The 12,421-nt window shown below is 71.0% G+C and carries 13 protein-coding genes; 4 read left to right on the plus strand and 9 right to left on the minus strand.

Annotated elements, in window-relative coordinates:
• Positions 1–43: 43 nt before the first annotated feature.
• The 8 genes from treY to BLT21_RS07600 all read right to left on the minus strand — a co-directional run bounded on the left by treY (position 44) and on the right by BLT21_RS07600 (position 8,628).
• Positions 44–2,425: a malto-oligosyltrehalose synthase gene (treY, locus tag BLT21_RS07565; RefSeq protein WP_091500837.1), complete on the minus strand. Its 2,382-nt coding sequence runs from the start codon at positions 2,423–2,425 to the stop codon at positions 44–46.
• Positions 2,422–4,635: a glycogen debranching protein GlgX gene (glgX, locus tag BLT21_RS07570; RefSeq protein WP_091500838.1), complete on the minus strand. Its 2,214-nt coding sequence runs from the start codon at positions 4,633–4,635 to the stop codon at positions 2,422–2,424. The genes treY and glgX overlap by 4 nt, the downstream gene beginning before the upstream one ends.
• 86 nt (positions 4,636–4,721) lie before the next feature.
• The gene (locus BLT21_RS07575) at positions 4,722–5,486 is read right to left on the minus strand and encodes a hypothetical protein (protein ID WP_143024953.1); all 765 of its coding nucleotides are present in this window, start codon (positions 5,484–5,486) and stop codon (positions 4,722–4,724) included.
• Positions 5,483–6,112, minus strand: coding sequence for a hypothetical protein (locus tag BLT21_RS07580; RefSeq protein ID WP_091500840.1), 630 nt, complete (start codon positions 6,110–6,112; stop codon positions 5,483–5,485). The genes BLT21_RS07575 and BLT21_RS07580 overlap by 4 nt, the downstream gene beginning before the upstream one ends.
• On the minus strand, positions 6,109–6,726 hold the full coding sequence (locus tag BLT21_RS07585) for a hypothetical protein (protein WP_091500841.1): 618 nt from the start codon (positions 6,724–6,726) through the stop codon (positions 6,109–6,111). The genes BLT21_RS07580 and BLT21_RS07585 overlap by 4 nt, the downstream gene beginning before the upstream one ends.
• A 43-nt stretch (positions 6,727–6,769) precedes the next feature.
• Positions 6,770–8,014 (minus strand): hypothetical protein, encoded by a 1,245-nt coding sequence (locus BLT21_RS07590; RefSeq protein WP_091500842.1) that lies wholly within the window; start codon positions 8,012–8,014, stop codon positions 6,770–6,772.
• A 10-nt stretch (positions 8,015–8,024) separates the two neighbouring features.
• On the minus strand, positions 8,025–8,333 hold the full coding sequence (locus BLT21_RS07595; protein ID WP_091500843.1) for a hypothetical protein: 309 nt from the start codon (positions 8,331–8,333) through the stop codon (positions 8,025–8,027).
• A 7-nt stretch (positions 8,334–8,340) separates the two neighbouring features.
• The gene (locus tag BLT21_RS07600) at positions 8,341–8,628 is read right to left on the minus strand and encodes a WXG100 family type VII secretion target (RefSeq protein ID WP_091500844.1); all 288 of its coding nucleotides are present in this window, start codon (positions 8,626–8,628) and stop codon (positions 8,341–8,343) included.
• Positions 8,629–8,921: 293 nt separating this feature from the next.
• Here BLT21_RS07600 and BLT21_RS07605 point away from each other — a divergent pair, with 293 nt between their 5' ends.
• From BLT21_RS07605 to BLT21_RS07620, 4 genes are all read left to right on the plus strand, one after another.
• A complete protein-coding gene (locus BLT21_RS07605) occupies positions 8,922–9,755 on the plus strand; it encodes a hypothetical protein (protein WP_091500845.1) in 834 nt (277 codons plus the stop codon).
• On the plus strand, positions 9,745–10,161 hold the full coding sequence (locus BLT21_RS07610) for a phage holin family protein (protein ID WP_091500846.1): 417 nt from the start codon (positions 9,745–9,747) through the stop codon (positions 10,159–10,161). The genes BLT21_RS07605 and BLT21_RS07610 overlap by 11 nt, the downstream gene beginning before the upstream one ends.
• Complete coding sequence (locus BLT21_RS07615) at positions 10,158–10,733, plus strand: DUF3618 domain-containing protein (RefSeq protein WP_091500847.1); 576 nt, start codon at positions 10,158–10,160, stop codon at positions 10,731–10,733. Before BLT21_RS07610 ends, BLT21_RS07615 begins: the two co-directional genes overlap by 4 nt.
• A 129-nt stretch (positions 10,734–10,862) precedes the next feature.
• Positions 10,863–11,906, plus strand: a complete 1,044-nt coding sequence (locus BLT21_RS07620) for a YihY/virulence factor BrkB family protein (RefSeq protein ID WP_091500848.1) — start codon at positions 10,863–10,865, stop codon at positions 11,904–11,906.
• A 37-nt stretch (positions 11,907–11,943) separates the two neighbouring features.
• On the opposite strand, the gene BLT21_RS07625 is transcribed toward BLT21_RS07620, so the two are convergent.
• Positions 11,944–12,414 carry a glutaminase gene (locus BLT21_RS07625; RefSeq protein ID WP_091500849.1) on the minus strand — a complete coding sequence of 157 codons (471 nt, stop codon included), beginning with the start codon at positions 12,412–12,414 and terminating at the stop codon, positions 11,944–11,946.
• Positions 12,415–12,421: the final 7 nt, after the last annotated feature.

A 12,421-nucleotide genomic window follows, 5' to 3' on the forward strand; every position in this document is an offset into this window, starting at 1 on the left:
CGGTCGCACCGCGGGCGCATCCGGCCCGCGGCGCGACGGCGTCTCAGTGCTCCTGCCGCGCGAGCAGAGCCACGGGGTACGTGTCGAGCAGGTCGGCCAGGCGCACGGCCCCGCCCTCCCAGACCCGGCCCGTGAGCTGCTCCACGTATCGTCCCGGTGCGACCAGCACGACGGTGTCGTTCCATCCACCGCGCGCGGCGAGACCGACGGGCAGTCGCGTCGCGACGGTGACGGCGCCGCCGCGGTCGAAGGCGACCGCGTGATCTGCGGCGGCGCCGACGACGGGCAGCGCGGCGTAGCGCGTGAACAGCTCGGGGTGGTCGCGACGCAGGCGCAGCGCCCGCGATACGACGAGCAGCTTCACCGCCCCCGAGTCGTCGATCTCGGGATGCCACCCGCCGTCGAGCTTGGCGAGCAGCTCCCGCCGCTCGGCGAAGTCGACGTCGCGCCGGTTGTCCGGGTCCACGAGCGACAGGTCCCAGAGTTCGGTCCCCTGATAGACGTCCGGCACGCCGGGCGCGGTCAGCTGCAGCAGCTTCGCGGCGAGGGAGTTCGATCGGCCGGGCCCGGTCAGCTCGCCGACGATCTCTTCGACGATCGAGCGCGCGTCGCCGGTCGCGGCATCCACGAGGGCGGTGATGCGCTTCTCGGCGTCCTCGTCGGGATCGGACCAGGAGGTGACGATGCCCCCCTCGCGCGACGCCTTCTCGGCGTAGTCGCGCAGGCGTTCGGGCGACGCGGGCCAGGCACCGACGACGGCCTGCCAGAGCAGGTCGTCGAGGCGACCGTCGCCCGTCGAGGCGACCGCCCGCAGGCGTCCGAGGGCGTCGCTCCAGCGCTCGGGCACCTCGGCGATCACCGAGAGCCGGGCACGGACGTCCTCGCTGCGCTTGGTGTCGTGCGTGCTGAGCGAGGTCAGAGCGTGCGGCCAGGTCGCGTGACGGTGCGCCTGCGCGCGGTGATAGCCCGCGACGTCGAGAGAGAAGACCCCCGGGTCGCCGCCCACCTCGGTGAGCGTGCCGAGTCGGGGGAAGCGGTAGAACGCGCTGTCCTCGACGCCCTTCGCCATGACCGGGCCGGTCGTCTGACCGAACCGGCGGCTGAGCTCCGTGCCCTCCGCGGTGACGAGCGGGGCGATCGCGGCGATAGCGGGGGCGAGATCCGGGCGCGAGGCGGAGGCCGCGGCGACCGCTTCGGCGACCAGCTCGTCACCGACGGGCGGGTAGACGCGGTACACCGAGAAGCTCGTCAGCAGCTCTGCGAAGGCGTCGCGGGCGACGTCATCCCCGAGCTCGTCTCGGACGCCCGCGGGCAGGCCCCGGACCAGGCGGCCGACCTCGGCCGCCTGGATGGTGTCGGCGACGGCACGCTTCGCGTCGTGCACGATGTCCGCGTACGACGCGGGGGTCCCGTCGCTCCGCAGGGTCGCGTCGAGCTCGTCGAGCCGGCTCTCGCCCGACGGATCGATCAGCACCCGGTCGATCTCGGCCATCGCGTCGTATCCGGTCGTCCCCGCCGTCGCCCACCAGGTGGGGAGCTCCTCGGGATGATCGGTCGCGGCGTGCTCGAGGATCTTCTCGACGACGACGTAGGCGCCGCCGGTCGCCGCGGCGAGCTGCTCGAGGTACCCGCCGGGGTCGGCGAGGCCGTCGGGGTGGTCGATCCGCAGGCCGTCGGCGAGTCCCTCGCGCAGCCAGCGCAGGATCTCGGCGTGGCTCGCCTCGAACACCTCGGGCACGTCGACGCGGACACCGGCGAGGGTGTTCACGGCGAAGAAGCGCCGGTAGTTGAGCTCGGTCGCGTCGTCGCGCCAGAAGGCGGCACGCCAGTGCTGCGCGGCGAGCACGGCGTCGACGGTGGCCGGGTCGGTCGTCGCGGCCGCGGGGGCGGTTCCGTCGGCGAGCGGCAGCACATGGTCGAAGTAGCGCGCCGCGCCCTCGGCCCCGTGGGCCTCGTCCGCGGCGGCCGGCGCGATCTCGATCTCGCCCGCCGCGACGGCCTCGCGCAGGGTCTTGCCGAGGATCGGCAGGCCGACCTTGCCGGCGCCGTGATCCCAGTCGATGTCGAACGCCGCGGCGTGCGCCGAGTCCCGGCCGTGCCGGAGCACGTCCCACCACCAGGGGTTCTCCGCCGCGACCGCGACGCCCTGGTGGTTCGGCACGATGTCGACGAGCACGCCGAGGCCCGCGTCCCGCGCGGCGGCCGAGAAGCGGACGAGCCCCTCAGGGCCGCCGCGGCGCGGGTCGACGACGGTCGGGTCGACGACGTCGTAGCCGTGGTCCGACCCCTCCGCCGCGGCGAGCAGCGGCGAGAGGTAGGCCCAGTCGACCCCGAGGTCGCGCAGGTAATCGGCGATGCCGGCGGCCGCCGCGAGGTTGAAGGCGGGCCGGATCTGCAGGCGGTAAGTCGAGATCGGCGCGGTCATCGGCCCGGCAGCTCGGGGGTCGGCGCCTCGGCGGGGATGATGTCGATCGGCGTCGTGTACGCCGCGAGCGATGCCGCGACCGAGTGGTCGACCTCGGCCTCGGGCTCGACGTACTCGCCCAGCACGACGAGCGACTTCGCCCCGACATGCAGCGCGTTCCCGCCCTCGAGCGGCTCGGTCCCGACGAGCTCGCCGCTCGTGTCGATCAGCACCTCCCAGCGGTCGGCGTACTGATCCGACGGCACGGTGAACTCGACCTCGTCGTCACCCGCGTTGAAGAGCACGAAGAAGTGGCCGTCGGAGATGTCCTCGCCGCGGCGGTCGCGCTCGCGGATGCCGTCGCCGTTGAGGAAGACGCCGACCGCCCGGCCGAAGCCGGAATCCCAGTCCTCGGGCTGCATGGCGGTGCCGTCGGGGCGCAGCCACACGATGTCGGGCACCGGCGACCCCTCCTCGCGGCGCACCGGGCGACCGTCGAAGAAGCGGCTCCGACGGAACGTCGGGTGCAGGCGACGCAGCCGCGCCAGGGCGGCGGTGAACTCGATGAGCGGCTGGTCGACCTGATCCCAGTGGATCCAGGTCAGCTCGTTGTCCTGGGCGTAGCCGTTGTTGTTGCCCTGCTGCGTGCGTCCCAGCTCGTCGCCGTGGCAGATCATCGGCACGCCCTGGCTGAGCAGGAGGGTCGCGAGGAAGTTGCGCTGCTGGCGTGCGCGCATGGTCAGCACGTTCGGGTCGTCGGTGGGTCCCTCGACGCCCATGTTGTTGGAGCGGTTGTGCGACTCGCCGTCGTTGCCGTCCTCGCCGTTGGCGTCGTTGTGCTTCTCGTTGTACGACACGAGGTCGCGCAGGGTGAAGCCGTCGTGCGCGGTGACGAAGTTGATGGATGCCACCGGCCACCGGCCGTCGTGCTCGTACAGGTCGGCCGACCCCGTGAGGCGCGAGGCGAACTCGCCCAGCGTCGAGGCCTCGCCGCGCCAGAAGTCGCGGACGGTGTCGCGATACTTGCCGTTCCACTCCGTCCACTGGGGAGGGAAGTTGCCGACCTGGTAGCCACCCGGACCGATGTCCCACGGCTCGGCGATGAGCTTGACCTGCGAGACGATCGGGTCCTGCTGCACGAGCTCGAAGAACGCCGACAGGCGGTCGACGTCGTAGAACTCGCGGGCGAGCGTCGCCGCGAGGTCGAACCGGAAACCGTCGACGTGCATCTCGGTGACCCAGTACCGCAGCGAGTCCATGATCAGCTGCAGCGCGTGCGGGTTGCCGACGTTGAGGCTGTTGCCCGTGCCGGTGTAGTCGGTGTAGTAGCGCTTGTCGTCGTCCTCGAGCCGGTAGTAGGCCTCGTTGTCGATGCCGCGCATCGACAGGGTCGGACCCATGTGGTTGCCCTCGGCGGTGTGGTTGTAGACGACGTCGAGGATGACCTCGATGCCGGCGGCGTGCAGCGCCTTCACCATGGCCTTGAACTCCTGCACCTGCTGACCGTGGTCGCCCGTGGCCGAGTAGGTGTTCTGCGGCGCGAAGAAGGCGATGGTGTTGTAGCCCCAGTAGTTCGAGAGCCCCTTCTCCTGCAGCGTCGAGTCATTGACGAACTGGTGGACCGGCATGAGCTCGAGCGCCGTGACGCCGATCTTCTTGAGGTGATCGATGACCGCGGGGTGCGCGATGCCCGCGTAGGAGCCGCGGATGTCCTCGGGGATGTCGGGGTGGAGCTTCGTCAGGCCCTTGACGTGGGCCTCGTAGATCACGCTCTCGGCGTAGGGGATCTTCGGCAGCCGGTCGCCCGCCCAGTCGAAGAACGGGTTGATGACGACGCCCTTCATCATGTGGGCGGCCGAGTCCTCCTCGTTGAACGAGTCGGGCTCGCCGAAGTCGTAGCCGAATACGGGCTGACCCCAGTCGACCTGCCCCTCGACGGCCTTCGCGTACGGGTCGAGCAGCAGTTTGCTCGGGTTGAACCGCTTGCCGTCGGCGGGGTCGTTCGGTCCGTGCACGCGGTAGCCGTAGCGCTGTCCCGGCTGCACGTTCGGCAGGTACGCGTGCCACACGAACGCGTCGACGTCGCGCAGCTCGACGCACGTCTCGGTGCCGTCCTCGTCGAAGAGGCACAGCTCGACCTTCTCAGCTCCCTCGCTGAACAGGGCGAAATTCGTCCCGTTCCCGTCATAGGTCGCTCCGAGCGGATAAGCGGAACCCGGCCAAGCCTGCATGTGATCTCCCCTGTTCGTGACGCTCACACTACTCAGGCGGAATGTCACGTCCCGGTGCCCTTGACAAGCGCTGCCGCGGAGTCCGTTCAGGCTCCGCGCGGCGCGAAGCGGGCGCCGAGCATGCCGGGCGGCGTCTGCCGGGCGTCCGCCGCGAGGGACTCCGGGATGCGGCCGGCCGTCTCGAGCTCGTCGATGGCGTCGCCGAGGTCGGCGAGGATGCGGGCGCGCGTGTCTTCGTCGAGCGCCGAGACGGCGGCGGCGAGCCGATCCACGGTTCGCTTCCAGCGCTCGGAGCCATCGGTCGGCTTCCGCCGGAAGATCACGAAGTACAGCGCGCCGACGACGAGATCGGCCGCGATGAATGCGACGCCCCCGGCGCCCTCGGCCTCGTTCTGGACCACCGCGAGGATCGCGGCGATCAGGGCCGCACCAGCCGCGAGCACGTGCACCCACCCGATAGCGTGCGCGGAACCGGCGTCGACGCGGCCGGCATCCCGCCCGGTCGTCACGAGTCCGGCACCGGCGACGACGGCTCCCGCTGCGAAGGCGAATCCGGCGGCCCCGACGGCCGCGACATCGGCCCGCCCGAACACCCAGCCGAGCAGCAGCGCGGCACCGACGACGGGCGCACCCAGCCCGACGAGGTTCCAGACCAGCAGGAGGACCGTGACCGCCGGGTTCCGACCCGAGTGGACGGCGAGCTCGCGGAACACCGACGTCGGTGCGAAGACGGCGATGACCCGCCGCACCGCGGGCGCCTCCTGCCACGCCCGCGCCTCGAGCCGCCACCAGTCGATCGGCTCCCAGGTGCGGCGCGACGCCGCGAAGCGCGCCGCAGGTCCCGCCGTCATGCCGTCCACTCCGGCCAGCTGCGTCCCGCGGTGTCGAGGGGCGACGCGATCCGCTCGGGGTCGAACGCCGCAGACAGATCGCCCGCGACGCCCTCGATGCGCAGAGTCGAGAGGAACACCTCGGTCAGCGCTGCGACCGCCGTCACCGCGGGCGCGGCGACCGGCGTGATGTCGATACGGATGGCGCGGCCGGGCGGTACGAAGAGCCATCGCACCGCACCGAGCGCAGGGTCCGCGCTCACCAGGACGGTGGATGAGACCCCCCGCCCGACGGCAAGGTCGGGGGTGATCCGGACGTGGGGCGGCAGCAGGGCGGCAGGACGGACGAAAGCCTCGACCTCCTCCGGTGCCGGCTCGCGGTCGGCGACGGCGATGCGGACCGCGGTCCAGACCCGCCATGACGGCGCGTAGAGCAGCACGCCCGCCGCACCCTCGTGCGAGATGCGCGCCTGCGCGCGTGCCGCGAAGTCCACGGCCCGCTCCGAGCGGACGGCGTCGGCGCCGTGTCTGCTCGCGGTGGCACCGACGGCCTCGCGCGCCCAGTCCGCGCGAGCCGCATCGCCCATCCGGTCACCGGGCAGCGGAACGACGAACTCCGGATCATCGACGTAGCGGACGGCGATCACGAACGAACCCAGGCGAAGGTCGCGACCGAGGCGTCGATCATGTCGATCCAGTCCGCGATGCGGGCATCCGTCTCCCGGTCGCGTTCGACCGGCTGAACAATGGTGGCCGTCAACTGGAGAGCGCTCGACCTGCCGGTGCCCGGAATCGGCGTGAGGTAGACGAGGGTGCGCGTATCGGCCTCATCGCCGTCGATGCGGGCCCGCTTGTGGTGCTCCCACCGGAGGAAATGGCGACTCCCGCCGAGCACTCGCGCGCCATGATTCTCGATCGCCTCGGCCACCCGCGCATCGAGTGGCGCCGATGGGGCCGAACGCTGCAGCGAACCGATGATCGTGACGGGGGCCAGCAGACCGGCAGGGGTGTCGGCTCCCGGCATGATCATGAACAGCGCGCCCTGCGCACGGGCCGAGGCGAATGCCTCCGTGACGAGAGGCCCCAATCGGGCGAACAGCACCGGCTGGTGGGCTGCCATGAGACGCTCGCGTGCGCGGGCGACGAGCTGCTGCTCGGTCTCCGGAGCCATCTCGTGCAGCTCCCAGCCCGGCGGACCCATCATGCGGAACGCCGGGATCGACGGCACCCGGCCGAGCAGTTCGTCCCGCAGCGACATCATGAGATCACCCTGCCACAGCCGAGCCGCGTGATCCGGGCCGGCCTCACCAGCGGAGATCGGCCAGGTTCAGGAACGATCCGGAACCGACGTCGATGATGTTCTCGCCATAGCTGAAGATGTTCGCGACGTTCCCGACGAAGCTGCCCGCCGCATCCGTTGCGTAAGCGGCCTGCTGCGGCATCGTGCCGAGCTCGCCGACGACCCGCCACATGTCATTGTCGAAACCCGTCACCAGGTCCGACATGAACTCGAAGCTGTTCCCCCCGAGCGACAGGAAGCCCGCCCCGCTGCCGCCCAGACCGCGCATGTTCGACACGAAGTCGGGGAGACCGCCACTGAGGCTGAGGCTCCACCGCGCGGCGTCGTCCGCCACCGACAAGCCACCGCGCGACAGTCCCGTCCACGCACGCATACCCGATCCGATGCCGCCGGAGGCGAACTCGCCCAGGGCGCCGAACGGGAAGACACCGAGGATCGCGAGGCCGACCTCGACGGGGCCCGCGTCGCCGCGGGTCGCCTGATAGATGGTCAGCACGAGCGATAGCACCCCGACGGCGAGGGCGAGCATGGCGACGATCGGCCCGCCGACGACGAGCGCAAGCACCGCGAGGACCATGCCTGCGATCGCGAGGACGTCGAGGACGAACGACACGAGTCCGTCGAGGTTGTCCCAGAAGGAATCCTGCACACCATCCTGCGTGGCACCGCGGATCCCCGACACCGCGGTCTCGAAGGCCGATTCCCACGCGTCGTAATCGGCATCGAACGCGTCGCCCGCCGCCTCCCACAGGTCGTAGGCGGCGTCACGGGCCGCGAGCGCGTCCGCGGCGTCTTCGTCGGCCCGCTGCTGCGCCGCGTCCGACTCGGCCGGGTCGACGGAAGGCGTGGAGTTCGACTGGTTCAGCCGCGCGTTCTCCGCCTCCACCGCCTGATCACGACGCGATTGCAGGGTCGCCCACGCATCGTCGGCGGCGGGCACGCTCGACTGCATCCGACCCTGCACGTCGCCCAGCGCGGTGCCGTAATCGCGGATGAAGGGGCCGACCGCCACATACAGGTCGGCGGCGCGTCCGAGCTCGCGATAGACCTCTTCGCCGGCCTCGCGCAGCTTGTCGATCGCGGAGCCCTCCATGTCGGCTCCGTCCGCCACGAGGCGGTCGAGCAGCGCCGCGGCGTCCGACATGGCGGAACCCAGGTTGACGACCTGAGTCCCTCGGGCGTTGATCAGCCCGGCGTTTCCGACGACCACCTCGACCGGTCGGCCGCGCGGGGAATCGTGCGTAGCCATCTGCCTGTCCCTACCCGGTTTCCTGCATCTGCGCCGCCATCTGCGCCGCCGACTCGAGATCGAAGTCCCCGAACCCCTCGAGGACCGTCTTGGCACGGTTGATCACCGACTCCAGCCCGTCGTTGAGCTTGCCCCGGCGATCGTCCCACTGGCTCTCGAACGTGTTCGCCTCGTCGCGGAGCTCTCCGCGATCGTACGGACGGTCGATATCGGAAGCGAGATCGCTCGCGCGCGTCGAAGCGTTGTCGAACTCCGTCTGCGTTGCGATCAGATTGGTGTACAGCGCGCCGATCTCGTCGTACGAGAGCCGAACCGACATCTCGGCGTCAGCTGCCGGCGAGCTGCTGGTCCAGGTCCTGGATCGCGCGCATCATGCCCAGCAGCGAGTCGGACATGTCGTTGATGCCATCGACCGCGTTCTTCAGACCCGTCGTCAGCTCCGAATACCCCTCACCGAACTTGCCCGACGCGTGCTGGGTCTTGAAGTCATCACCCAGCAACGTGTCCACCTGCGACTTCAGGGTGTCGAGCTGACCCTGAATGTCATCACGAGCCTGCGACAGCGAGTTCGCAACCTGCTCCATCTCCGCATAAGACGCACCGAAATCAGCCATGACGGCCCTCCTGAAAGTAGATGTCCCGACCCCCCTCCGGAGCCGACACAGAAAACCTATCCGCCCGAGTCCCACCAGGTCGATGGGGAGAACTCCCCACCCCGCTGCGCGACCCGACGGGAACGGCGCCGCACCCGGTGCGGTGACGACCGTTCGCGTCGGGTCGTCGCTCGTCGGGATACCCGCGCGCTCATCCCACAGCGCTTCGGCCTCGTCAAGCCCCGAGCCCGATCGCCCGGCGCAGGCGTTACATCGGCACCCCGCGGAAGCAAGCGGTACCGAAAGGAGAACCGATGTCGCAGAACTACGGTGAGCCGACGTCCGGCTCGCAGGCAGGATCAGGATCCGGCACGGCCGAGACGGCGAAGGCCGAGGCCGGCGAGGTCGCCGGAACGGCGAAGGCCGAGGCCGGCCACGTCGTCGACACGGCGAAGCACGAGGCGGCGACCGTCGCCTCCGAGGCCAAGTCGCAGGCGAAACAGGTCTACTCCCAGACGAAGCACGAGCTCACGGAGCAAGCCGCGTCGCAGCAGCAGCGGGTCGCGGATGGCCTGCGCTCGATCGGCGACGAGCTCGAGTCGCTCGCGCAGGGGTCCGAGAACCCCGGCATCGCGACGGACCTCGTCCGCCAGGTCTCGAGCCGCGTCAGCGGCGCCTCCGACTGGCTCTCCCAGCGCGACCCCGGATCGCTCGTGAGCGAGGTGAAGAGCTTCGCCCGTCGCAAGCCGGGCGTCTTCATCGCCGGCGCCCTCCTGGCCGGTGCCGTCGCCGGCCGGCTGACCCGTGCTCTCGCCGAGGGCGCGAAGGAGGAGCACGACGCCGCGTCCGGACCGAGCACATCCACCCCCGCCGATTCCCCGTCCGGGGTGCCTGCACGCCCGTCGGCACCCTCACCGGCCCCGGTCGGCGCACCGCTCGACGAGCCCTTCGGCGTGCCGGGCGCCGCAGCCACGGGCATCCCCGCCGCGCCGTCCGCACCCTCACCGGCCCCGGTCGGCGCACCGCTCGACGAACCCTTCGGAGGTCCCGACGCGGCCGAGCCCACACCGCTGTACGACACCTCGCGCGAGCGGAGCTCGGACGAGCCTTACACCGAAGGCCTCGGGGAGACGCGCGATGACCGATAACCCGACGCCGTCCGAGCAGCAGGCGGCCACGACGTCGCTCGGCGACCTGCTGGGCGAGGTGACGCGCGACCTGTCGGAGCTGATGCGCCAGGAGATCAACCTCGCGAAGGCCGAGCTGAAGGAGTCCGGCTCCCGGGCGGGAAAGGGCGCCGGAATGCTCGGCGGCGCCGGATACGCCGCACTCATGGCCGTCTTCTTCCTGTCGGTGGCCCTGTGGTGGGCGATCGGACAGCTCGTCGGCCTCGGCTGGTCGGCGGTGATCGTCGCCGTCATCTGGGGCATCGTCGCCGCCGTCCTGTTCGTCGCCGGACGCGGCCAGCTGAAGAAGGTCCAGGGCGCGCCGAAGACCGCGGAGACCCTGGGCAGGATCCCCGACGCACTCAAGAGAAATGAGGAGAACCGATGACCGATTCACCGGAAGCGATCCGCGCCGACATCGAGCGCAAGCGTCGCGAGCTGAGCCAGGACACCGACGCGCTCGTCGACAAGGTGACGCCGTCGAAGATCGCCCAGCGACAGACCGACAAGATCAAGGGTGCGCTGGGCTCGGTCCGCGACCGCGTCATGGGCGCCGCCGACGACGCAGGCTCATCGATCCACGGTGCCGGCTCGTCCGTCGCCGAGGGTGTGTCGGGAGCGGTGCACAAGGTGGGCGCCAAGGCAGAGGGCAACCCGCTCGCCGTCGGGCTCATGGCGTTCGCGGGCGGCCTGCTCGTCGCATCGCTCATCCCGGCGTCCGCCAAGGAGAAGGGGCTCGCCGCCGACGTCAAGGAGCAGGCGCAGCCGCTCGTCGACGAGGTGAAGAGCGTCGCGCAGCAGGTGGGGTCCGACCTGACGGAGCCGGCGCAGGAAGCCGTGGCCGCGGTCAAGGACAGTGCCACCGAAGCCGTGTCCCACGTCACGAGCGAGGCGCGGGGCGGCGTCGACAGCGTCACCGACCGCGCGCACGAGGCGCGCGACAACGTCAGCGGCACCTGACGATCCGCGGCGGCCACCGCCGCCGCACCCCGTGCACCGGGACGGCATCGCCCGCCTCCCGGTGCACGGTCGCGTCACCCTGCACCCACGCCCGAGCCGACCGCGGCGCATCCGACCCCGAGGAGAGACATGAGCCACCAGAGAACCGACGGCCCCGACGCCGAGCACCCCGCCAAGCCGGACTCGATCACCGACGTCGAGAAGCCGTCGTGGAAGCACGTGCTCAAGCGCACGATCCGCGAGTTCAGCCGCGACCAGAGCCCCGACCTGGCCGCCGGCCTCACCTACTATGCGGTGCTGTCGGCGTTCCCCGCGCTCCTCGCCATCTTCTCGCTGCTCGGCGTGATCGGACAAGGGCAGCAGGCGGCGGACGCCGTGCTCGACATCGTCGGCCAGGTCGCTCCCGGCGGCGCCGCCGACACGCTCCGCGGCCCGATCGAGGAGATCGCCACCTCGCCGGCGGCAGGATTCGCGCTCGTGTCGGGCGTCGTGCTGGCGCTGTGGTCGGCCTCAGGCTATGTGGGAGCGTTCAGCCGGGCCATGAACCGCATCTGGGAGATCGACGAAGGCCGCCCCTTCCTCAAGCTCAAGCCGCTGCAGCTGGGCGTCACCCTGCTCGCCGTCGCGCTCGTCGTGATCGCCCTCGTGCTGCTCGTCGTGTCGGGCCCGGTGGCGGAGGCCATCGGCGCCGCGATCGGCCTCGGGAGCACGGCGGTGCTCATCTGGCAGATCGCGAAGTGGCCCGTCCTCGCCTTCCTCGTCGTCGTCCTCGTCGCCGTGCTCTACTACTTCGGTCCCAACGCGAAGCAGCCGAAGTTCCGCTGGATCAGCTGGGGCGCCGTCATCGCCATCGTCGTGCTCGCCGTCGCAACCCTGGGCTTCGGCGTCTACGTCGCCAACTTCTCGAACTACGAGCGCACCTACGGGTCGTTCGCCGGCGTCATCATCTTCCTGCTCTGGCTGTGGATCACGAACCTGGCGCTGCTGTTCGGCGCCGAGTTCGACGCCGAGCTCGAACGAGGCCGCGAGCTGCAGGCCGGCATGCCGGCCGAGGAGAGCATCCAGCTGCCGCCCCGCGACACGACGCGCATCGAGAAGACGGCGAAGAAGGAGGAGGAGGAGCGCGCCGAGGCGCGGCGGCTCCGACAGACCGGCGGTCGATCCGACACCTGAGACCGCGCGACGCACCTACCGGTCGACCGGGCCCGGATCAGGGCAGCAGTGCGATCCGATCGTCGAGGTAGGCCGCCAGCGGCATCCGCGCGCCCGCGGCGAAGGTCACCGTCACGACGCCGTCGATGCGAGCGAGTGGGCCCGAGGCCCCGCCCGCGTCGACGGCGTCGACGTCGATCTGCGTCCAGTCGAGGTGGGCCACCTCTCCCTCGGCGAATCCCCCGCGGAACGCCGCCGCAGCGCGCTCCGACCGAGCGCGCTGCGCCTCGGCGGTGTACCCGCGGATCGCCTCGGCGCGCGCCCGCAGCAGCTCGCCCGTCGCGAAGACCTCCTCATCGGCGATCAGCAGCACGCCGAGGTGCCAGGCGTCGCCGACCGGCAGGATGCGGGTGGCGCGGCCGAATCCGAGCAGGCGGCGTCCCTCGCTCCGCACCCCGAGCCGCTCACGGGGCACCCCCGCCAGGCGCGCGCGGGCATCGGCGATGAGTTCGATCGCGGTGGGCGCCATGCCTCGA

The sequence above is a fragment of the Microbacterium sp. cf332 genome, assembly GCF_900102175.1.
Lineage (GTDB): Bacteria > Actinomycetota > Actinomycetes > Actinomycetales > Microbacteriaceae > Microbacterium.

What these genes read in the sequence shown, in the direction of transcription:
- treY (WP_091500837.1), bottom strand. Translation starts at nt 2,425, where the DNA reads ATGACCGCGCCGATCTCGACTTACCGCCTGCAGATCCGGCCCGCCTTC.
- glgX (WP_091500838.1), bottom strand. Translation starts at nt 4,635, where the DNA reads ATGCAGGCTTGGCCGGGTTCCGCTTATCCGCTCGGAGCGACCTATGAC.
- BLT21_RS07575 (WP_143024953.1), bottom strand. Translation starts at nt 5,486, where the DNA reads ATGACGGCGGGACCTGCGGCGCGCTTCGCGGCGTCGCGCCGCACCTGG.
- BLT21_RS07585 (WP_091500841.1), bottom strand. Translation starts at nt 6,726, where the DNA reads ATGATGTCGCTGCGGGACGAACTGCTCGGCCGGGTGCCGTCGATCCCG.
- BLT21_RS07590 (WP_091500842.1), bottom strand. Translation starts at nt 8,014, where the DNA reads ATGGCTACGCACGATTCCCCGCGCGGCCGACCGGTCGAGGTGGTCGTC.
- BLT21_RS07595 (WP_091500843.1), bottom strand. Translation starts at nt 8,333, where the DNA reads ATGTCGGTTCGGCTCTCGTACGACGAGATCGGCGCGCTGTACACCAAT.
- BLT21_RS07600 (WP_091500844.1), bottom strand. Translation starts at nt 8,628, where the DNA reads ATGGCTGATTTCGGTGCGTCTTATGCGGAGATGGAGCAGGTTGCGAAC.
- BLT21_RS07605 (WP_091500845.1), top strand. Translation starts at nt 8,922, where the DNA reads ATGTCGCAGAACTACGGTGAGCCGACGTCCGGCTCGCAGGCAGGATCA.
- BLT21_RS07610 (WP_091500846.1), top strand. Translation starts at nt 9,745, where the DNA reads ATGACCGATAACCCGACGCCGTCCGAGCAGCAGGCGGCCACGACGTCG.
- BLT21_RS07615 (WP_091500847.1), top strand. Translation starts at nt 10,158, where the DNA reads ATGACCGATTCACCGGAAGCGATCCGCGCCGACATCGAGCGCAAGCGT.
- BLT21_RS07620 (WP_091500848.1), top strand. Translation starts at nt 10,863, where the DNA reads ATGAGCCACCAGAGAACCGACGGCCCCGACGCCGAGCACCCCGCCAAG.
- BLT21_RS07625 (WP_091500849.1), bottom strand. Translation starts at nt 12,414, where the DNA reads ATGGCGCCCACCGCGATCGAACTCATCGCCGATGCCCGCGCGCGCCTG.